The organism is Micromonospora sp. CPCC 205561, assembly GCF_036906775.1.
Classification (GTDB): domain Bacteria; phylum Actinomycetota; class Actinomycetes; order Mycobacteriales; family Micromonosporaceae; genus Micromonospora.
The window spans coordinates 28,743-48,851 of record NZ_JBAKHV010000034.1 but is presented as its reverse complement, the minus strand read 5'-3'; the positions used below and the strand labels follow the sequence as shown (position 1 = coordinate 48,851).

19 protein-coding genes are annotated in these 20,109 nt (G+C 75.6%); 14 read left to right on the top strand and 5 right to left on the bottom strand.

Features of this window, described 5'->3' with window-relative positions:
- Positions 1 to 267 precede the first annotated feature (267 nt).
- Complete coding sequence (locus tag V6V16_RS18505; protein WP_334563686.1) at positions 268 to 1,653, top strand: class I adenylate-forming enzyme family protein; 1,386 nt, start codon at positions 268 to 270, stop codon at positions 1,651 to 1,653.
- Here V6V16_RS18505 and V6V16_RS18500 read toward each other — a convergent pair.
- Positions 1,584 to 2,375, bottom strand: a complete 792-nt coding sequence (locus V6V16_RS18500; RefSeq protein WP_334563684.1) for a 4'-phosphopantetheinyl transferase family protein — start codon at positions 2,373 to 2,375, stop codon at positions 1,584 to 1,586. The two genes, V6V16_RS18505 and V6V16_RS18500, sit on opposite strands and share 70 nt — an antisense overlap.
- Positions 2,376 to 2,390: 15 nt before the next feature.
- On the opposite strand from V6V16_RS18500, the gene V6V16_RS18495 reads away from it, so the two are divergent.
- The 12 genes from V6V16_RS18495 (at position 2,391) to V6V16_RS18440 (ending at position 14,379) form a co-directional block, all read left to right on the top strand.
- Positions 2,391 to 2,657: an acyl carrier protein gene (locus V6V16_RS18495; RefSeq protein ID WP_334563682.1), complete on the top strand. Its 267-nt coding sequence runs from the start codon at positions 2,391 to 2,393 to the stop codon at positions 2,655 to 2,657.
- Positions 2,657 to 2,902 (top strand): acyl carrier protein, encoded by a 246-nt coding sequence (locus tag V6V16_RS18490; RefSeq protein WP_334563680.1) that lies wholly within the window; start codon positions 2,657 to 2,659, stop codon positions 2,900 to 2,902. Before V6V16_RS18495 ends, V6V16_RS18490 begins: the two co-directional genes overlap by 1 nt.
- Complete coding sequence (locus V6V16_RS18485; RefSeq protein WP_334563678.1) at positions 2,895 to 3,977, top strand: beta-ketoacyl synthase N-terminal-like domain-containing protein; 1,083 nt, start codon at positions 2,895 to 2,897, stop codon at positions 3,975 to 3,977. The genes V6V16_RS18490 and V6V16_RS18485 overlap by 8 nt, the downstream gene beginning before the upstream one ends.
- A complete protein-coding gene (locus tag V6V16_RS18480) occupies positions 3,974 to 4,546 on the top strand; it encodes a beta-ketoacyl synthase chain length factor (protein ID WP_334563676.1) in 573 nt (190 codons plus the stop codon). Before V6V16_RS18485 ends, V6V16_RS18480 begins: the two co-directional genes overlap by 4 nt.
- Positions 4,543 to 6,159: a class I adenylate-forming enzyme family protein gene (locus V6V16_RS18475; protein WP_334563674.1), complete on the top strand. Its 1,617-nt coding sequence runs from the start codon at positions 4,543 to 4,545 to the stop codon at positions 6,157 to 6,159. Before V6V16_RS18480 ends, V6V16_RS18475 begins: the two co-directional genes overlap by 4 nt.
- Positions 6,156 to 7,394 carry a beta-ketoacyl-[acyl-carrier-protein] synthase family protein gene (locus V6V16_RS18470; RefSeq protein WP_334563673.1) on the top strand — a complete coding sequence of 413 codons (1,239 nt, stop codon included), beginning with the start codon at positions 6,156 to 6,158 and terminating at the stop codon, positions 7,392 to 7,394. Before V6V16_RS18475 ends, V6V16_RS18470 begins: the two co-directional genes overlap by 4 nt.
- A gap of 68 nt (positions 7,395 to 7,462) precedes the next feature.
- The gene (hppD, locus tag V6V16_RS18465) at positions 7,463 to 8,572 is read left to right on the top strand and encodes a 4-hydroxyphenylpyruvate dioxygenase (protein ID WP_334563671.1); all 1,110 of its coding nucleotides are present in this window, start codon (positions 7,463 to 7,465) and stop codon (positions 8,570 to 8,572) included.
- Positions 8,569 to 9,498, top strand: a complete 930-nt coding sequence (locus tag V6V16_RS18460; RefSeq protein WP_334563669.1) for a phytanoyl-CoA dioxygenase family protein — start codon at positions 8,569 to 8,571, stop codon at positions 9,496 to 9,498. Before hppD ends, V6V16_RS18460 begins: the two co-directional genes overlap by 4 nt.
- Before the next feature lie 48 nt (positions 9,499 to 9,546).
- Entirely contained in the window at positions 9,547 to 10,518 is a 972-nt protein-coding gene (locus tag V6V16_RS18455) for a thiamine pyrophosphate-dependent dehydrogenase E1 component subunit alpha (RefSeq protein WP_334563667.1), read from the top strand.
- Positions 10,519 to 11,490 carry an alpha-ketoacid dehydrogenase subunit beta gene (locus V6V16_RS18450; protein WP_334563665.1) on the top strand — a complete coding sequence of 324 codons (972 nt, stop codon included), beginning with the start codon at positions 10,519 to 10,521 and terminating at the stop codon, positions 11,488 to 11,490. It abuts the gene before it with no gap.
- A 1-nt stretch (position 11,491) separates the two neighbouring features.
- Positions 11,492 to 12,850, top strand: a complete 1,359-nt coding sequence (locus V6V16_RS18445) for a hypothetical protein (protein WP_334563664.1) — start codon at positions 11,492 to 11,494, stop codon at positions 12,848 to 12,850.
- A 572-nt stretch (positions 12,851 to 13,422) separates the two neighbouring features.
- Entirely contained in the window at positions 13,423 to 14,379 is a 957-nt protein-coding gene (locus V6V16_RS18440) for a phosphotransferase (RefSeq protein WP_334563662.1), read from the top strand.
- Positions 14,380 to 14,481: 102 nt separating this feature from the next.
- Here V6V16_RS18440 and V6V16_RS18435 read toward each other — a convergent pair whose 3' ends face one another.
- The 4 genes from V6V16_RS18435 to V6V16_RS18420 all read right to left on the bottom strand — a co-directional run bounded on the left by V6V16_RS18435 (position 14,482) and on the right by V6V16_RS18420 (position 18,470).
- Complete coding sequence (locus tag V6V16_RS18435; protein WP_334563660.1) at positions 14,482 to 15,171, bottom strand: SGNH/GDSL hydrolase family protein; 690 nt, start codon at positions 15,169 to 15,171, stop codon at positions 14,482 to 14,484.
- Between the two features lie 72 nt (positions 15,172 to 15,243).
- Complete coding sequence (locus V6V16_RS18430) at positions 15,244 to 15,639, bottom strand: MmcQ/YjbR family DNA-binding protein (protein ID WP_334563659.1); 396 nt, start codon at positions 15,637 to 15,639, stop codon at positions 15,244 to 15,246.
- A 9-nt stretch (positions 15,640 to 15,648) separates the two neighbouring features.
- A complete protein-coding gene (locus tag V6V16_RS18425; RefSeq protein WP_334563658.1) occupies positions 15,649 to 16,878 on the bottom strand; it encodes an MFS transporter in 1,230 nt (409 codons plus the stop codon).
- On the bottom strand, positions 16,875 to 18,470 hold the full coding sequence (locus V6V16_RS18420; RefSeq protein ID WP_334563656.1) for a class I adenylate-forming enzyme family protein: 1,596 nt from the start codon (positions 18,468 to 18,470) through the stop codon (positions 16,875 to 16,877). Before V6V16_RS18420 ends, V6V16_RS18425 begins: the two co-directional genes overlap by 4 nt.
- A 307-nt stretch (positions 18,471 to 18,777) precedes the next feature.
- Here V6V16_RS18420 and V6V16_RS18415 point away from each other — a divergent pair, with 307 nt between their 5' ends.
- On the top strand, positions 18,778 to 20,052 hold the full coding sequence (locus V6V16_RS18415) for an SGNH/GDSL hydrolase family protein (protein ID WP_334563723.1): 1,275 nt from the start codon (positions 18,778 to 18,780) through the stop codon (positions 20,050 to 20,052).
- Positions 20,053 to 20,109: the final 57 nt, after the last annotated feature.

Sequence of the window (20,109 nt, the reverse complement as noted above, 5' to 3'; positions counted from 1 at the left end):
CGTCGTGCCCGCGGACCGCCATCGGCCGTCCGGTGGACGTCCCGCGCCGTACGCACGATGGGTCATCCGGCGGTTACCCTCAGCCGCCGTACGCGCCCGATCCTGCCCGTCGAACCGGCCGTGGGCAATCCGGCCGGCCGCCCTTTCTGATCTAGCCATTTGCATCTAGCTATGCATCCGAGCGGCGTCGTAAGGTTCCCCGCAGCACCCCGACAGATGCACCTTTTGGGCACTTGTGCCCTGTTGAAGGCTGGGCGGTGAACGGCATTGGACACGGGAAATCCTGCGACGGAGGACGCCGGCTGGGTTGACGAAATCCTGCTCGGCGGCCGATCGACCGACATTTGTCTCCGACTGCCCGAGCCCGTCGACCGGGGCACGCTGCGCCGGCTGGTGACCGACGCGCAGGCCCGTCTCGCCGCCGCCGGACTGCGCCCCGGGGGCGCCGCCGCGCTGCGGATGCCGCCCTCGCTGGCGTACGTGGTGAACCTGCTGGCCACCTGGCGCGGCGGGGCGCAGGCGATCCTGCTCGACCACCGGCTCACCGACCACGAGGTGGAGCGGGCGCTGCGGCGGCTCACCCCGCAGGTGGTGGTGGCGCCGGTGCGTACCGGCGGCGGGGCGCTGCGGATCTTCGTGGACGTCACCGAGGGCGTCACCAGCTACGCCGACCGTCCCGCGGTCAGCGGACACGCGGTGATCCAGCTCAGCTCCGGCTCCACCGGCCCGTCCAAGGTGATCGGGCGCACGGCGCCCGACCTGGTCGCCGAGGTGCACCGCTACACCCGCATCGACGGGGTGGCGCTGCCCGGCGAGCGGATCATCCTGCTCCCCTCGACGGTGCACGTGCTCGGCCTGGTCGGCGGCCTGCTCTACGGCCTGCACGCCGGCGTCGAGCTGGTGCCGCCGCAGCGGCTGACCGGCGACGCCGTGCTGGCCGCGATCGCCGCCGACGACTCGCCGGCCACCGTGCTCGGTGTCCCGTTCCACATCGGACTGCTCGCCTCCACCCGGCCCGCCGGGCCGCTGCCGCAGCTGCGGCGGATGACCACCGGCGGCGAGCTGGTGCCGGCCGCCGTCGCCCGCGCCTTCACCGACCGGTACGGCGTGCCGCTGGGCAACATGTACGGGATGACCGAGGTCGGCGTCATCGGCACCGACCTGCACGGCCGGCACCGCCCGTCGATCGCCCCGGCGCCCGGCATCGAGGTCCGCGAGGTCGACGGCGAACTCCGGGTGAGCTGCCCCGCCTCGCCCTACGTGGGGCTGAGTGACCCGACCCGGTGGGCCGACGGCTGGCTGCACACCCGCGACGCCGGCACCGTCGAGCCGGGAACCGGCCTGGTCACGGTCCGCGGGCGGCTCGACTCACAGGTCTCGGTCGGCGGCCTGAAGGTCGACCTCACCGAGGTGGAGGCGACGCTCGCGGAGCTGCCCGGCGTCGCCACCGCCGTGGTCGTCCTCGACGGCGGCATCACCGCCTACGTGCAGCCGGACGGGCCGCTGTCGGAGGAGACGCTCGACAAGCTGCTCGCCGAGCGGCTGGCCGGCTACAAGCGCCCGCGCACCCTGCGCCTGGTGGATCAGTTGCCCCGCACCACCACCGGCAAGCTGGTCCGCGCGGCCGACGCGCTGCGGGCGGCCGCCACGTGAGCGGTCCGCTGCGCCGTCCCGACCAGACCGTCCGGACCGACCGGCGGCACCTCGACCGGCAGAGCGTCGACGGGCAGGACCTCGACGGGCAGGACCTCGACCGGCACGGCGTCGTCGGCCGCCACCGCGACCGCCAGGACCAGGCCACCGTCCACGGGCGGATGCCCGACGCGCAGCCGCCCGGCGCCGGGTACCGCCCGGCCGCAATCGCCGGGCACCGGCCGCAGCGACCCGCCGCGGTCGTCGGGCACGGGCATGAGCCGGCGCGGGCCGCCGCCGCGCAGCCCCACCGCGAGCGCCTTGCCCACGGCCTCCTTCGCCGTCCAGAGCCGCAGGAAGTCCCGCGACCGCCCGTCGGCGCCGCGCCCGGCGAGCCACGCCGCCTCGGCCGGGGCGAACCACCGCCGGGCCAGCGCCAGCGCGGGCAGCGGGCGGCACCGCTCCACGTCGACCCCCACCGGGCCGGCCGCCCGGGCGGCGACCACGAGCACCCCGTCGGCCCGGCTGACGCTGACCGGCAGCTCCACCCGGGCGTCGCCGCGCAGCCCGACCAGCGGACGCCCGCAGGGGCCGTGCCCCACCACGATGTCCCGCGGCGCGCGGCCCAGGACCGTGGCGCCCGCGTGTCGGAGCAACCACCCGGCCGGGGCCGGCCGACCGCCGGCGCCCCGACCGACCCACACGTACACGGTGTCCCGACCGGGCACCGGTGACTGGTTCACGGAGAGAGGTTAACCATGCGACCCGAGATCCGCGCCTTCGTCGTCGAGCAGCTCGACGACATGAACTACGACGTCGAGGGCATCGACGACGACACCACGCTCGGCCCGTCCGGCGTGGACCTGGAGTCGTTGGCCCTCGCCGACCTGGCCGTGCGGGTCGAGGACCGCTACGGCCTCAAGTTCGCCGACGACGAGTCCGAGAAGCTCGCCCTGATGACGGTCGGTGAGTTCACCACGATGGTCGCCGACCGGGTCGCCGGGGCGACGAGCGACAAATCCTGATGGCCGGTCAGCCCGACCTGCGGCGCGCCGACCTGGTGACCATGCTGGCCGACCTCGCCGGCCGACCCGCCCACGAGGTCGGCGACCGGATCGGCTCGATGGAACTGGCCTGGCTGGTGCACCTCGTCGAACAGCGCCACGACCGGCACCTCGACCTCACCGACGAACAGCTCGCCGGGATCCGCACCGTCGACGACGCCCTGGCGGTCTTCCGGACCTCCCTGACCACCGCCGCCGATGGCTGAGCGGCCCGTCGTCGCCCTGACCGGTCTGCACGCCGTCAGCGCGCTCGGGCGGGGCGCCGACGCCCAGCTCGCCGGCGTGCTCGCCGGCGCCCCGACGTTCCGGCCCGTGGACCGCTTCGACACCACGTCGCGGCGGGTCGACGCCGCCGCCGCCCGCCCCGACGCCGGCGAGCTGGCCGACGAGCTGGCCGAGGCGGTCGACGCGGCGTGCCGGGACGCCCGGCTCGACGCCGGCCGCCGCGCGGGCACCGCGCTGCTGCTGGCCGTGCACGGCGACGCGGCCGTGCCGGCGCTCACCGCCGGGCTGGCCGCCCGCACCGGGCTCACCGGCCCGACGCGGGCGTACACCACCGCCTGCGTCTCGGCGAGCAGCGCCGTCGCCGACGCCGCGGCCCTGATCCGCCGGGGCGACGTCACGCGCGTCGTGGTGGCCGCCGGATACCTGGTCGAGCCGGACCAGTACGCCCTCTTCGACGCCGGCCGCGCCCTCGCCACCGACGGCGCGGTGCGCCCGTTCAGCGCCGGCCGGACCGGGCTGCTGCTCGGCGACGGAATCGCCGCGGTGGTGCTGGAGTCGTCGGCCGTCGCCCGCCGGGCCGTCGCCGACCTGCTCGGCTGGGGCCGGGCCGGGGACGCGTTCCATCCCTGCCAGCCCGAGCCGGGCGGGCGGGGCCTGGCCCGCGCGGTCACCGCCGCGCTGCGCCGGGCCGGGCTGGCGGCGGAGGCCGTCGGATACGTCAACGCCAACGCCACCGGCGCCGGCCACGGCGACGCCGCCGAGGCGGCCGCGTTGCGCACCGCGTTCGGCGCGGCGGCGGCGCGGGTCCCGGTCAGCTCGACCAAGGCGCTGCACGGGCACGCCCTGGAGGCGTCCGGCCTGCTGGAGCTGGTGGTCACCGTGCTCGCCGCCCGGCACGGGAAGCTGCCCGTGAACGCCGGCTGGCTCGGCCCCGACCCCGCCTGCCCGCTGGATGTCGTCCGCGACGCGCCCCGCCCGGCCGCCACCGGCTTCGCGCTGAGTCTCAACGCCGCGTTCGGCGGCGCGAACACGGCGCTGCTCGTCGGTGCGGCATGAGCGCGGCCGCGGCGTACGCCGCCGACCGGCTCGCGGTGCTGGCCGAGGCGGCCTGGCCGGAACCGGGCGACGCAGCCCCGCCGCCGGTTCCCGGCTACCTGCACTCCGACTTCGCGCCGCTGGTCGCGGCGGTCGCCGAGCGCTGCCTGACCCGGGCGTACGGCCGGCGGCCGGCGCCGGACGGCGAGCGCACGGCGATCGTGCTGGTCAGCGCGGCCGGGGACCGGGCCAGCGCGGCGCACGTGCGGGCCACGGTCGCCGGCGGCGGCCGGCCCGGACCGCTGTTCTTCTTCCAGTCGGTGCCCAACAGCGTGGCCGGGCACGTGGCCGCGCGCTGGGGCCTGGGCGGGCCGGTGCTCTGCCTCGCGCCGACCGGCGACCCGCGGGCCGCCGGGACCGCGGAGGTCGACCTGCTGCTGCACGACGGCGACGCCGACCGGGCGTTGCTGGTCCTGATCGAACAGGCACCCGACGACGACGGCGCTGCGGGCCGCCGGGACGAGGGCGGGGGCGGGCAGCCCGCGACCGGCGCGGTCGCGGTGCTGCTGGGGGGAGGAGACGCGCCATGAGGAACAGGGGACTGCGGGCGGTGCTGGCCGCCGACGAGCGGATCGGCGCCGGCAACGTGCTGGCCCGGGTGCTGGCGCACGGCGCCGACCCGGACGGGCCGGGCCTGACCTTCGACACCGCCGTGGACGGCCACCCGGCCGGGCGGGCGCTCACGCTGGGCCGGCTGGACGAGCGGGTCGCCGCCCGCGCCGCCTGGCTGCACCAGCGGGGTGTCGGGCCGCGCGACCCGGTGGCCGTCTGGGCCACCGACGCCGCCGACATGGTGCTCAGCTTCCTGGCGCTGGCCCGGCTCGGGGCGATCCCGGCGCTGATGAACGGCGGGCTGCGCCCCGGGATCGCCGCCGAGTACGTGCGCCGGCTGCGCGGCGTCGGGGTGCTCGCCGACGACGCGCACCTCGCCCTGCTGGCCGGCCACGACCTCGGCGCGCCGGTGCTGGGCACCCCGGCCGAGGCGGGCACCGGGGATCCGGCCGCCGCTCCGGCGCACTACCGGCACCACGGCGACGACCCGGTGGTCGTCACCCACACCTCGGGCACCACCGGCGTGCCCAAGGCGGTGCTGCACTCGCACGCCAGCCTCTTCGCCGCCACCCGGCACCTGCTCACCATGCCGCAGGCGCAGGGCACCCGTCGCATCCTCAGCGCGCTGCCCGCCCCGCACACCGCCACCGTGCTCATGGTCAACCAGGCCCTCGGCAACTCCGCCGACATGCTCCTCCTCTCCGACCAGGGCGGCGAGCGGGTGCTGGAGGCGATCCAGCGCTGGCTCCCCGACGGGGTGTTCGGCTTCTCCGTCACCTGGGCGGAGCTGGCCCGCTTCGACCTGTCCGCGTACGACCTGGACTCGGTGTCGCTGTGGTTCAACACCGGCGACTGCTCGCACGAGCCGCACGTACGCCGGCTCGTGGCGGTCGGCTCCCGCGACGTGATGACCCGCGAGGGGGTCACCCGGGTGCCCGGCTCGGTCTTCATCGACGGGCTCGGCTCCAGCGAGATGGGGCACTCGATGTTCCACATCACCCACCGACCGGACACCGACCGGTACGGCCGCTGCGTCGGCCGGCCCTACCGGTTCGCGAACGTCGCGGTGCTCGACGCCGACGGCGACCCCGTGCCGGCCGGCGAGGTGGGCTGGCTGGGCGTCGACTCGCCGTCGCTGTTCCGCGGCTACTGGAACGACTCCGTCACCACCCACCGGTCCCGCCGACGCGGCTGGTACCTCACCGGCGACCTGGTGTACGCCGACGCCGAGGGCCGCTACTACCACCTGGACCGGGCCGTGGACTCGGTCGAGGCGGGCGACGGCCGGCGGTTCTACACCGCGCTGTCGGAGGAGCGCGTCCTCGCCGCCTGCCCGGACGTCACCGACTGCACGGTCGTGATCGCCTCCGGGGCCGGCGGGGTGGTCACCGACGTGCTGCTGGAACTCGCCGCCGGCGCCGACGCCGGGCAGGACCGCACCGCCCGGGTCCGGGAGGCGCTCGGCCCCGACGTCGGCGCGACCCTGCGCCGGGTGGTGCCGGTCCGCTCCGCCGACATCCCGGTCACCGTCACCGGCAAGGTGCGCAAGGTGGTCCTGCGCGAGCGGTACCTCACCGAGTCGCCGTCATGACCGCCGTCATCACCGGGATGGGGCTGTTCACGCCCGTGGGCAGGGGCGTCGACGCCACCTTCGACGCGTTGTGCGCCGGCCGGTCCGGGCTGACCCGGCCGCCGGCCGGGCACCCCGCCGCCGGGTCGCTGGAGGTCGCCGGCCTGCTCCCGGAGATCGATCCGCGTACCGTCGCCTCCGGACCCGAGACCAGGGTGCTGGACCGGATCGTGGTGCTCGCCCTGCTCGCCGCCGCGGACGCGCTCGCCGACGCCGGCATCGAGGTGGGCCGGGACGTGGACCCGGGCCGGGTCGGGGTGATCGTCGGCGGGGTCGGCGGGATGTCCACGCTGGAGTCCCAGGTGCTGGCCCGGGCCGCGCGCGGCCGGGCGGCGGTCAGCCCGTACCTGCTGACCGGGATCCTGCCGAACATGCCGGCGGCGAGGATCGCCATCCGCCACGGCATCCGCGGCTACACCTCGTCGGTCGGCACCGCCTGCGCCTCCGGCGCGCAGTCGATCGCCGACGCGGTCCGGCTGATCCGCGCCGGGGAGGCCGACGTGGTGCTCTGCGGGGCCAGCGAGGCGCCGCTGTTCCCGACGTTCGCCGACACCTTCGGCAACGCCCGGGCGCTCGCCCGGGGCTGGGCCGACCCGACCGCGGCGAGCCGGCCGTTCGACGCGGGCCGCAACGGCTTCGTCCTCGCCGAGGGCGTGGCCCTGCTGGTGGTGGAGCGCGCCGAACACGCCGTGGCCCGCGGCGCCACCGGCTACGCGGAGATCGTCGGGTACGGGGCGACCACCGACGCGTACCACCCGACCGCCCCCCGCCCCGACGGGGCCGGCGCGGCGGAGTGCATGCGGCGCGCGCTGGCCGGCGGCGGCGTCCGCGCCGCGCAGGTCGGCTACGTCAACGCGCACGGCACCGGCACGAAACTCGGCGACATCGCCGAGACCGCCGCGCTGACCGCGGTCTTCGGCGCGGGCGGCGTGCCGGTCAGCTCCACCAAGGCGCTCACCGGCCACCTGCTCGGCGCCTCCGGCGCGCTGGAGGCGGCGGCCACCGCGTTGGCGCTCGGCCGGGGCCTGCTCCCGCCGACGCACAACCTCGACGACCCGGACCCGGCCTGCCCCGCGGACCACATCCGCGGTGGGCCCCGCGCGACGCGGGCCGGGTACGCGCTGACCAACTCCTTCGGCTTCGGCGGCCAGAACGTGAGCCTGCTGCTCGCGCGGGCGGCCCGGCCGAAGGGCTGACCACGCTCCACCCCGGGCGGGACCGCGCCCGGGCGGCAACCACGGGCAACCGTGAGAGGGCAGAGGACATGGACATCCGTGGTATCGACCACATCGAACTCTTCGTGGGGGACGCCCGACAGGCGGCCTTCTACTTCGATCGGGCGGTCGGCTTCCAGCTGTGCGGTCGCGGCGGCCCCGAGACCGGGCTGGCCGACCAGCGCTCGCTGCTGCTGAGCCAGGGGGACATCCGGATGGTGCTCACCACCGGGCTGACCGCCGAGCATCCGACGTCGCGGTACGTGCAGCGGCACGGCGACGGCGTGGCGGTGGTCGCGCTGGAGGTCGACGACGCCGCCGGCGCGTACGCCGAGCTGCTGCGCCGGGGGGCGGCGGGGGTGACGCCGCCGACCACCTTCGTCGGCGCGGACGCCGAGGTGGTGACCGCCGAGGTGGGCGGCTTCGGCGACGTGCTGCACCGCCTGGTGTCGCGCCGTGGCGACCCGGGCGAGTTCCTGCCGGGGGCGGTCGAGATGACGCCCCCGGACGGCGGCGGCGACAAGCCGCTGGCCGAGATCGACCACCTGGCGATCTGCGTGCCGCCGGGGCAGCTCGACGAGACGGTCCGGCACTACCGGGAGGTGTTCGGCTTCGCGGAGATCTTCGAGGAACACGTCGAGGTGGCCGGGCAGGCGATGAACTCCACGGTGGTGCAGAGCCCCTCGGGGCGGGTCACCCTGGTGCTGCTGGAGCCCGACAGCTCCCGCCGGCCGGGGCAGCTCGACGCCTTCCTCGACCAGCACGTCGGCGCCGGCGTGCAGCACCTGGGGCTGCGCACCGACGACATCGTCACCGCGGTCGCGGCCCTCGCCGACCGGGGGGTGCGCTTCGCCGGCACCCCCGCCAGCTACTACGACGCCCTGGAGGCGCGGGTCGGCCGGGTCGACGCGCCGCTGGACCGGCTGCGCGACCTCGGCGTGCTGGTCGATCGCGACCACGGCGGGCAGCTGCTGCAGATCTTCACCGAGTCCATGCACGTGCGCCGCACGCTCTTCCTGGAGCTGATCGAGCGGCGCGGGGCGCGGACCTTCGGCAGCGGCAACATCAGGGCGCTCTACGAGGCCAAGGAACGGGAACTGGCCGCGGCGGGGGCGAACGCCCCCGTCGCGGCCCCGACACCGCAGGAGGTACGGGCGTGACCACGACCGAGTACGAGCTGGCGCTGACCGCCGAGGAGGAGGCGCTGCTCCCCTCCGAGGAGGACGTGGCGTTCTACGCCGAACACGGCTGGTACCTCTCGAAGAAGCTGCTCACCGACGACGAGGTGGACGCCCTGACGGCGGCCTCCGACCGCTACTACGCCGGCGAACGGCACCGCCGCCTGCCGGTACGCCCGCCGAAGCTCGCCTACTGGGAGCCGTCGAGGGGCGCGGTGCAGCGGCACAACGACTACGTCCACCACGAGCACGACGGGCTCGGCGCGATCCTGCGCAAGCCGCTCATCGGCGCGGTCGCCGCCCGCCTCGCGCGGGCCACCGAGATCCGGATCTTCCAGGCCACGATGATCTACAAGCCGCCGGTCGCCGGGGAGCCGTCGAACATCGTGCCCTGGCACTTCGACAAGCACTACTGGTCGTCCTCGTCGTCCGACGACATGCTCACCGCGTTCATCCCGTTCCACGACTGCGGCGAGGAGATGGGCACCATCACCATGATCGACGGCTCGCACCGCTGGCGCGAGATCGGCGCCGACGACAGGGTGGTGAGCCACTTCGCCGAGCGCGACCGCGACGAGCTGGAGGGGATCCTCGTCGAGAACGCGGCCCACAACGGCGCACCGATCCGCAAGGTGCCGATCGTGATCCCCAAGGGGCACATGAGCTTCCACCACTGCCGCACCTACCACGGCAGCGGCGCCAACGTCAGCGGCCGCCCGCGCCGGGCGGTCTCGCTGCACCTGCAGGACGGCGGGAACGCCTGGCGGGAGTATCCGCTCTCCGACGGCACCTTCGCCGCGTACAACCACGACGTGCTGGTCCGCCGCACCCCCGACGGGCGGCCGGACTACGCGGATCCCGAGTACTGCCCGGTCATCTGGCGCCACCGCGCCCCGCAGGGAGGCTGACATGGCACGGTACGACGTCCTCGCCGCCGCCGGGGAGGGGCGCGAGCGGTGACCGGCGCCGACCCGGTCCGGCTCTACCGCACGGTCCGGCTGGTCCGCCGCTTCGAGGAACGGGCCATCGAGCTGGTCCGTTCCGGGCAGATCGTCGGCGGCATCCACCCGTACCTCGGGCAGGAGGGGATCGCCGCCGGGGTGTGCGCCGCGCTGCGCGCCGAGGACGTGGTCGCCGGCACCCACCGGGGGCACGGCCAGGTGCTCGCCAAGGGCGCCGACCCGGCCCGGATGCTGGCCGAGCTGTGCGGCCGGGTCACCGGCCTCAACGCCGGCCGGGGCGGCTCGATGCACGCCGCCGACTTCGGCGTCGGCGTGCTCGGCGCCAACGCCATCGTCGGCGCGTCCGGGGCCATCGTCACCGGGGCGGTGTGGGCGCGCCGCCGACGCGGCGACGACGTCGTCGGGGTGAGCTTCTTCGGCGATGGCGCCGTCAACGAGGGGATGCTGCTGGAGGCGTTCAACCTGGCCGCGCTCTGGCGGGTGCCGGTGCTCTTCGTCTGCGAGAACAACGGCTACGCCACCACCATGCCCGTCGCGGGCGCGGTCGCCGGCAGCATCCCCGGGCGCGCCGCCGCGTTCGGCATCCCGGCGGCCGTCGTCGACGGCCAGGACCCCGAGGAGGTACGCGACGCCGCGGCCGCCGCCGTCGACCGGATGCGCGCCGGCGGCGGCCCCGAGCTGATCGAGGCCCGGACCTACCGGTTCGACGCCCACCACACCTTCGAGCACGCGGTACGCCTCGACTACCGCCCGCCCGAGGAGGTGGCCCGGGGCCGCTCCCGGGACCCGGTGGACATCCAGGGCGCCCGGCTGCCCGCCGCCGCCCGGGCCGACGTCGACGCCGAGGTGGAGGCCACCCTGGACGCGGCCGTCGCGTTCGCCCTCGCCGGCGCGGAGCCCGATCCGGCCGACGCCCTGGCCTACCTGTACGCCAGCGGCCTGACCGCCCGCACCGGAGGTGGCTAGATGCCCCGGCTCTCCTACCGCAGGGCGCTCACCCGGGCGCTGACCGACGAGCTGGCCCGCGACGACTCGGTGTTCCTGCTCGGCGAGGACGTCCGGGTGGCCGCCTCGGCCGTCACCGCCGGGCTGTTCCGGCGGTTCGGGCCGGACCGGGTGCTCGACACCCCGCTGTCGGAGCAGGCGTTCACCAGCTTCGCCACCGGCGCCGCCCTGGCCGGGATGCGGCCGGTGGTGGAGTTCCAGATCCCGTCGCTGCTCTTCCTGGTCTTCGAGCAGATCGTCAACCACGCGCACAAGTTCCCGCTGATGACCGGGGGGCAGTGCGCGGTGCCCGTGACCTACCTGGTGCCCGGCTCCGGCTCCCGGACGGGCTGGGCGGGGCAGCACTCCGACCACCCGTACGGCCTCTTCGCCCACGTCGGGGTGACCACGGTCGTGCCGGCCACCCCGGCCGACGCGTACGGGCTGCTGGTGTCGGCGGTGCGCTGCGACGATCCGGTGGTGGTCTTCGCCCCGGCCGGGGCGCTGGACGTCCGCGCCGACGTCGACCTCGCCGCGCTAGCCCCGGTGCCGCTGGGCCGGGCCCGGGTGCACCGGAGCGGCGACGACGTGACCGTGGTCGCGGTCGGGCACCTGGTGCACGACGCCCTCGCCGTCGCCGAGGAGCTGGCCGATGAGGTGTCGGTCGAGGTTTTCGACCCGCGCACGCTCTACCCCTTCGACTGGGACGCCCTGACCGCGTCGGTGGCGCGCACCGGGCGGCTGGTGGTGGTGGACGACTCCAACCGCTCCTGCGGCATCGCCGGGGAGATCATCGCGACCGTGGTCGAACGGGTACGGCTGGTCGCGCCGCCGCGGCGGGTCACCCGCCCCGACGGCGCGGTGCTGCCGTTCGCCCCGGGGCTGGACCGGGCCGTGCAGCCCAGCCGCGAGCAGCTCCGGGTCGCCATCGGACACGTCATGAAGGAGGGATGAGATGGACTACGCCGACCACCGCTGGCCCTCCGCCGCGCGCGCGTGGCTCGACCTGCCCGCGCCGGTGCGCGCCGAGATGGTGGCCGCCGGGGCCGAGTCCTGGCGCGAGGTCTTCGCCGGCCGGGCCACGTACAACGAGCGGTGGCGGCTGGCCCGGCCGCCGGTGATGGACGGGACGTCGCTGGGCGTGCTCAACGCCGTCTCCGACCGCCTGGCGCAACTCCTCTTCGAGGCGTGCCGGCGGCGGGCCGGCACGGCGGGGGAGCTGCGCCGGCTGCTCGACGTCGCCGACGGCGAGACGCGGCTGCTCGACGACGACGAGCCGCTGACCGAGGCGCTGCTGGACGCCTTCCGGCCGGACGTGCTGCTCTGCGACGGGGTGCCGCGCTTCGTCGAGTACAACATCGACAGCAGCCTCGGCGGGGCGTTCGACGCGGACACCACCGTGCGCCGTTTCGTCGAGGTCTACCGGCGGCGCGGCCTCACCGACCGGGTCCGGCTGGCGGCGGCGCCCTCGGCGGTGGACCGGCGCTTCGCCGCGATCCGTGCCGGTCTCGGCCTGCCCGAGGGCGCCCGGGTCGCCATGCTGGTCGACTTCGACGCCGAGTACCCGGGGCTCGACGACCCGCAGCGGTTCATCAAGCTGCTGTCGCCGGTGGTCGAGCGGGCCGCCGCATGCGGCATGGACCTGGTCGTCGCGCCGGTCTCGCAGCTCGCTCTCGACGGCCGGCGGCGCCTGGTGGCCGGCGGGGCCCCGGTCGACGCGGTGTTCCGGCTCTTCGTGCCCAACCGGGTCACCCCGAGCGCCGGGGTGGACGCCCTGGAGGCGGCGCTGGCGGCCGGCACCGCGCCGATGTGGGTGTCGGCGGCGGCGTGGCTGGTCGCCAACAAGCGCGCCTTCGCCTGGCTCTGGGAGGACGCCGACACGCTGCCGGCCGCCGACCGGGCCCTGGTCCACCGGTACGTGCCGCGTACCTGGTCGCTGACGGCGGAACTGCTCGACCGGGCGGTGGCCGACCGGGCCGGCCTGGTGGCGAAGCCCTCCGACGGCTCCGCCGGGGTGGACGTGCTGATCGGCCGGGAGACCGACGCCGACGCGTGGCGGGACGGGCTGACCCGGGCCGTGGCGCGGGGCGGCTTCATCCTCCAGGAGTACGTCCGGGCCGACGACGTCCCGCTGGACTTCGTGCACGTCGAAACCGGCGAGACGGTCAGCGCCGAGGTGCCGTACAGCATCGCCCCGTACCTGTTCGGCCGGCGGGCCGCCGGCGCCTGCGTCCGCACCGGCTTCCCCGGCTGCGACGGGGTGCTCAACCTGGCCCGCGGGGTCCTGCTCTCCGGCCTGCTGGTGGTCGACTGACCCGCCACGCCGGTGCGGTGGGGCGGCCGGGGTGCTCGCCGTCCCACCGCGCGTGGCCGCGCGTCAGCGACCGGGTGTCCGGCGTGGCCGGGCCCTCCGCGCCTGCCCGCGTCGGTCACCCCGACGTCTGTGACACCAACGCATCGACCAGGTCGCGTGCGTGCACGCACAGGTCCACGTCCTCCTAGAGGAGGCCGGTCGCATTGAGGGAGATGTGTCCGAACGACGTCTTCCACGCAACCGTGCAACCCGAGCCGCGGGCCTCGATCCCGTCGGCCGCGTCAGGCACGGCCACCTTCCTGCCTCTGACGCGGTACGACGGTCGCAGATCGTAGGCGAGACTGACGGTAGAGCCGCTCGGCCAGCCATCCGGACGTGTCGTCCACGTGGTCGAGACCCTTCGCCACGATCCGGGGCGCGGCCTAGATCACCATGAGCCCGAGGTCGTCAGCCTCCCGTCGGACGATCCCGGGCTCCAATAAGTACCGCCACAGGTCCACCCGGCGGAAGTTCGCTTCCCCGCGGGGCGAGACCAGGGCAGCATCAACGGGGTGGGCGGGGCGCGGGTGGGGTTGACTGTCGATGAGCTGCGGCCGGTGGCGCGGGCGGCGTTCGGGCGGGGGCGCGTGCTGGTCTCGGTGCAGCGGCTGACCGGCGGCACGAAGAAGGGCGTCTACCGGCTGACCCTTGACGACGGGTCCACCAGCGTCGCCTACGTGTGGCACCCGGGGGAGGACTACTGGCCGGGGCAGGCGGCACCGGCACCCGACGATCCGTTCGGACACGCCACCGGGGCCGGCCTGTTCACCGCGGCGCACCGGGAGTTCACCGCCGCCGGGGTGCGGACACCCCGGCTCCTGCTGCATCCCACCGCGACCCTGCTGCCGGGCGAAGTGGCCGTGGTGGAGGACGTCCGCGGCGGCACCCTGCGCGACCTGCGCCAGCGCGACCCGCGCCGCGCCGGGGCGGTGTTGGCCCGGCTCGGCGACGCCGTCCGGAGCATGCACGCCCGGCGTCGCGACCGGTACGGCCGCCCGGGATCCGTGGGGCCGGCGGTACGCCCGCCCGTGGAGCGGCTCGTCCTCGACCGTGCGCTGCGCGACCTGGCCGAGGCCGCCGCCAGGGTCGAGCGGGTCGCGGCCGAGCGGGACCGCCTCGCCGACGCCCTGGCCGAGTGGTACGCCGCCGTGGCGCCTCGATCCCGCCACGGTCTGATCCACGGCGAGCTGGGCCCGGACCACGTGTTGATCGACGACCGCGACCACCCGGTGCTCGTCGACATCGAGGGCACCATGTTCCTCGACGTGGAGTGGGAGCACGCGTTCCTCGAGCTGCGCTTCGGCGACGAGTATCCGGCGCTGGCCGTGCCCGGTCTCGACGAGGACCGGCTGCGCCTCTACCGGCTCGCGACCCACCTGTCGCTGGTGGCGGGCCCGCTGCGCCTGCTCGACGGCGATTTCCCCGACCGTGCCGGCATGCTCGCCATCGTCGCGCACAACACCACCCGGGCGCTGGAGCAGCTCACCTGAGGCGTCTCGCCGGTGCCGGTGGTGGCCGAGGGCGGGCGGTGGCGTCTGCGGGCCCGCGAACTGGACCGTCGTCCAACACCGTCGGGCCGCGTCATCGGTAGGTCACTCCGGCTGTCGGCCAGCCAGATGGGCGCCGAGGCGGCGGACGGTCTCGGCGGCGGCGACCGCGTCGCTGCGGGCGCTGCCGTGCCGCCCGTCGCTGCTGTACATCGACGCGTCGGCGGTGAGGGGATGGTCGGTGAGCCGCACGTGCAGGGTGCCGAGCCGCTCCGCGAGGGCCCCCGTGCGCGCCGAGAGTCGCCGCATCCGCTCGCCGAGGCCGGCGCGGTGCCGATCCGGCACGGCCGGGCTGAGCGAGACGTCGAACATGCCGACGGTGATCACGTCCGCCCCGGCGGCCTGTAGCGCCTCGATCATCGCGGTCAGTTCCACGTCGACCGCGTCGGCGTCGTACCCCCGCCCGAAGGCGTCGTTGCCGCCGCAGACCACCAGCGCCAGGTCGGGGCGGAACGCCAGCGCCGGGGCGAGCTGGGCGGCGCGCACCTCGTGCGCCCGCAGCCCCCGCAGCCCCAGGTTGAGGTACGCCAGCTCCGGCCGGACGGCCCGCAGCTCGGCGGCGATCCGGTCGGCCCACTGCACGTCGGGGTAGCCGTCGACGGGCTCGCAGAGCCCCTCGGCCACGCTGTCGCCCAGCACCGCGAAGCGCCGCCACGGGTGCTCGCGCAGCAGTGCGGCGCTCTCCCCGTCGCGCAGGCACCACGGGTCCGTCGTTTCGGTCAACGTCGATGGCATGGCGGCACGGTAGCCGACGCCGGGGCCGCGCAGAAGGGCCCCGCGGCCGACCCCGGGTGAGCCGTGCCGTGCCTATGGTTGCCGCCGCGCCCGGTAGGCCGCCGCGAGCCGCTTCGGCGCCCGGTCCTGCCACGCCTCGGCGAGCAGCTCGGCCAGCTCGTCGGGGTCGATCCGGTCGAGCCGGACCAGGACCGCCGGATAGCCGTCGAGGTGCGGGACGGTGAAGTAGACGGCGGGCTCGCCGGCGAGCAGCGCCTCCTTCTCGCCCAGGTCCGCCACCCGTACGCCGAGGATCGGGCCGTCCGGCGCGGCGTCGCCGAGGGCGTCCAGGTCGGCCCGGCGCAGCGGCCGCTCCCAGCCGAACGCCCTGTCGCGGACCTTCCACGCCGGTGCCCCCTGATAGGACGGGTGCTCGCTCGTCTCCGGCAGACCCAGCGCGATCCGGCGGACGTCCTCCCACGTGGCCATGCCGTGACCCTACGCGCGACCACCGACACGCGTCCCGCGTCCGGCCGGCGCGGGGGCGGCTCGCGGGCGCAGGGCGGGCAGCAGCGGCAGCAGGGTGACGACGAGGCAGAACGCCGCCATGGCCAGCAGGGCGGTGCCGAGGCCGAGGGCGGTCGCCGACCAGCCGCCCAGCAGGGCACCCACCGGCAGCCCCGCGAACGCCAGCGAACCGGCCAGCCCGATGACCCGGGTCTGCAGCTCGGGCGGCACCCGCTCGTAGATCGCCACCCCGAGCAGCGGGTTCACCGCCGCGATGCCGATGCCCGACGCGAACGTCACCGCCAGCACCACCGCCAACTCCTCGCCCAGCGCCAGGACCAGCAGCCGGGGGGCGCCGCCGACCGCCGCGCCGACGACGAAGGTGAGGTACCGGGGCAGCCGGGGGCCGAGCGCCGTGAAGAGCAGGTTGCCCAGCAGCGCGCCGGCCGAGAACGCGCCGAGGACCAGGCCCAGCCCGGCGGGGCCGCGCAGCACGTCGGCCACCCAGAGCGGGATGTAGACCGCGACGCTCGCGTTGACGGCCATGTTCAGCGCCGCGACGACCAGCAGCATGGTCAGCAGCATCCGGTCCCGGTGCAGGTACCGGAAGCCGCCCGCGAGCGCGCGCAGGTATCCCTCCGGCCGCGCCGCCGCCGGGGCCGACGGGCGGACCAGCAGACCGACCAGCAGCGCGCAGCCGGCGAAGCTGACGGCGTCGATGAGGATCGCCTGGGTCACCCCGAACCGCCAGACGAGCAGCCCGCCCAGGGTGGCGCCGAGCAGGGTGACGAGCCGGCCCAGCCCGTCGTAGACGGCGGTCAGCCGGATCAGGCGCACGCCGGCGGCCTCCGCCACCGGGCGGAACATCACGTGCTTGACCCGGTCGCCGACGCCCCGCAGCGCGCCCACCAGGGCGACCAGCGCGACCAGCGCGCCGAAGCCGAGCCAGGGGGTGAGGGCCACCGCCACCATCAGCCCGGCGCTGCCCGCGTCGGCCAGGATCGAGGTGCGGCGCAGCCCGATCCGGTCCGCCCAGGGCGTGCCGAGGGCGCTGCTGAGCAGGTAGGGCAGCGTCTCGGCGGCGGCCACGGCGCCCATCTTCGCCGGGCTGCCGGTGGTCTCCAGCACCAGCCACGGGATGGCGACCACCGAGACGCGGCTGCCCAGGTTGGAGATCAGATCGGCGGCGACCAGGACGGTCAGTTCCCGCCGGGGGGTCACGCCACGCTGCCGATCGACGCCTCCGGGTGCTCGACGGCCGTCGGATGCTCCTCGGCGTACCGGGCCCGCAGCGCCCGCTTGTCCACCTTCGCGGAGCGGTTCACCGGCAGCCGGTCGACGAACCGCACCCCGCCCGGCGCCCAGGTGTCGCTCAGCTCGGCGGTGACCAGCTCGATCAACTCGTCGGCGGTCACCGTCGCGCCGGGGGCCGGCACCACGAAGGCGTACGGCAGCTCGCCGGCCGAGGCGTCCGGCACCCCGATCACCGCGGCGGCCCGGACGTGTGGGTGCCCCGCCAGGACGTCCTCGATCGGGCGGGAGTAGATCGGCCAGCTGCGCCGTCGGGTCAGGATCCGGTCCTGGAGGCGGTCGACCAGGTAGAGGTAGCCGTCGGAGTCGAGGTGCCCGACGTCGCGGGTGCGGACCCAGCCGTCGACGAGCGTCTCGGCGGTCAGCTCCGGCAGGCCGTGGTAGCCGGCGAAGCGCAGGCCGGTGTGCACCCAGACCTCGCCGTCGGTGCCGGGCGGCAGCACGGTGCCGTCCTCGGCGCGGATCTCCACCCGCACGTCGCCGTACGGCCGCCCGCAGGAGCGCAGCCGCTGCGGGTGCGCCGGGTCGTCGGTCAGCCCCGGCAGGGCGGTGACCACGACCGCCTCGCTGAGGCCGTACACGATGCGCAGCACCGGGCCGAAGCGGGCGACCGCCTGACGCAGCCGGGCGGGCGCGGCGGGCCCGGCGCCGACGTTGAACATGAACATCGCGGAGAAGTCCGCGCCGTCCAGCGCCGGGTGGTCGAGCACCTCGTAGAGCATCGGCGGGGTGACGAAGGTGGAGCTGATCCGCTCCCGGCCGACGGTCTCGATGAACCGCCCCGGGTCCCAGCCGTCGCGCGGGAAGAGCACCCCGCCGGTGAAGAGGTTGAACAGGGTGGTGATCTGGCCGCTGGCCAGCCACATCGGCGAGTGCGACAGGTGTCGCAGCAGCGGGTACCCGGCGGCACGGAAGTCGGCTGCCAGGGCGAGGATCTGCGCGTAGAAGCTCTCCCGGTGGTGCACCAGCTTCGGGGTGCCGGTGGTGCCGCTGGTCTGCAGGAAGGACTCCGGCGCCGGCACCTCGGCCGGCAGCTCGTCCGCCGCGGCGCGCTCGGCCTCCGCGGCGACGTCCGGGCCCGCGCCGCCCGGGCCGAGACAGAGCACGGGTACGCCGGGCAGCCCGGCGGCCAGCTCGTAGCCGAGGCCGGCCGGGTCGCGGGCGTCGTAGACGAACGCGTCGGGGCGGGCGAGCCGGACGAACTCGTGGACCTCCCGGCGGGAGGTGACCGGGGCGATCCACATCGTCCGGCAGCCCAGCAGGTGCAGGGCCAACTGCACGATCGGCCCCTCCACCGGGTTGCCGAGCGCGAGCAGCACCGCGTGCCCCGGCCGTACGCCGTGCCGGCGCAGGGTGGCGGCGAGCCCGCGCACCCGCGCGGCCACGTCGGCGTAGCTGAGCCGGCGTCCGCCGCCGACCAGCGCCTCCCGGTCGCCGAAGCCGGCGAAGAGCTCCAGCGCCTGGTGTACGTAGCCGGCCCGGCACTCCGGTCGGTCGGTCATCCGACAGCCCTCTCGGCGCGAAGAAGTGGCCGTCCCGAGGGCAGCCCAGGGCACGGCGCGGCGGGCGTCCAGGACGACCGCAGCGCCGCCGTCCGTGAGCGTAGCCACCACCGACCGTCACCGGACAGAGTCTGAAACGGCGCTCGGAGCGGACCGCCGGACATTTGATCACGTCGATCAGGTTGATTGACGGTCGTAAAAGGGGGCGGCTAGGTTTCTGGACCATCGTCCAGGCGGTGCCGTCAGCGGACGGCCCTGGGCTGCCCACGATGGAGGTTCAATGTCGACCCCGAAGAGATGGCATGTCATCGCGTCCGCGGCCACGCTGCTCGTCGCCGGCGCCCCGGCGATGGTGGCCAGCGCCGGCCCGTCGGACGCCGAGTCGGCCCGCCAGCGCGCGGTCTGGGCGGGCAGCTGGGCGGCCGCGGTCACCAGGGGCAACGCGACCGGCCTGACGGACAACGGACTGAACGACCAGAGCGTGCGGATGGTCGTGCACACCACGGTCGGCGGGCCGCGGCTGCGGGTGCGGCTGAGCAACATGTACGGGGAGCAGGCCGTCCGCGTCGGCCGGGCCACCGTGGCCCGGCCGAACACCGCCACCGCCGACGACCTGTCCGACATCGACACCTCCACGCTGCGGGAGCTGACCTTCGGCGGCGCCGCCTCGGCCACCATGAACCGGGGCGCCGAGCTGGTCAGCGACCCGGTCGCGCTGCCCGTCGGCGACCAGCAGGACCTGGTGGTGACGGTGCACTTCCCGACCCCCACCGGCCCGGTGACGTTCCACGGCCAGTCCCGGCAGACCAACTTCATCGGCGCCAGCGACCTGACCTCCGCCGCCGGCGGCGCGGGCTTCACGATCCGTCCCAACTGCTGCTGGTTCTTCCTCTCCGGCATCGACGTGCAGCGCCGGCACAGCCCCGGCTCGGTGGTGGTCTTCGGCGACTCCATCGCCGACGGCAACGGCAGCACGGTCAACGCCAACAGGCGCTGGCCGGACCTGCTCGCCGACCGGCTCGTAGACGACCGCCCGGACGTACGCACCCCGGGCGTGCTCAACCTCAGCCTCGCGGGCAACCGGCTCAACCACGAGGGCCCCGAGCCGGGGGCGGGCGGCTTCCCCGGCTACCACGAGCTGGGCCCGAACGCCCTGGCCCGGCTCGACGAGGACGTCTTCGCCCAGACCGACGCCCGGACCGTGATCACCCACCTCGGCATCAACGACATCTGGATGTCGGGCGACTCCGCCGAGCAGATCATCGCCTCGCTGCGCCAGATCGACCAGCAGGTGCGGGCGCGCGGGCTGCGCAGCCTGGTGGCGACGCTCACCCCGTACGAGGGGCACGGCAACCCCGGGGTGTGGACGCCGGAGAAGGAGGCCACCCGGCAGGCGGTGAACGCGTACCTGCGCGGCAGCGGCGAGTTCGACGGGCTGCTCGACTTCGACCGGGTGCTGCGCGATCCGGCGCGGCCGAGCCGGCTGCTGCCCGCGTACGACTCGGGCGACCACATCCACCCGAACGACGCCGGGAACCAGGCGCTGGCGGACGCCGTGCCGCTGCGCCTGCTCGGCCTGTGACGAGGGGCGCGGGCGGCGGGGCCTCCGCCGCCCGCGCCGCCGCTGATGGGGAGACCG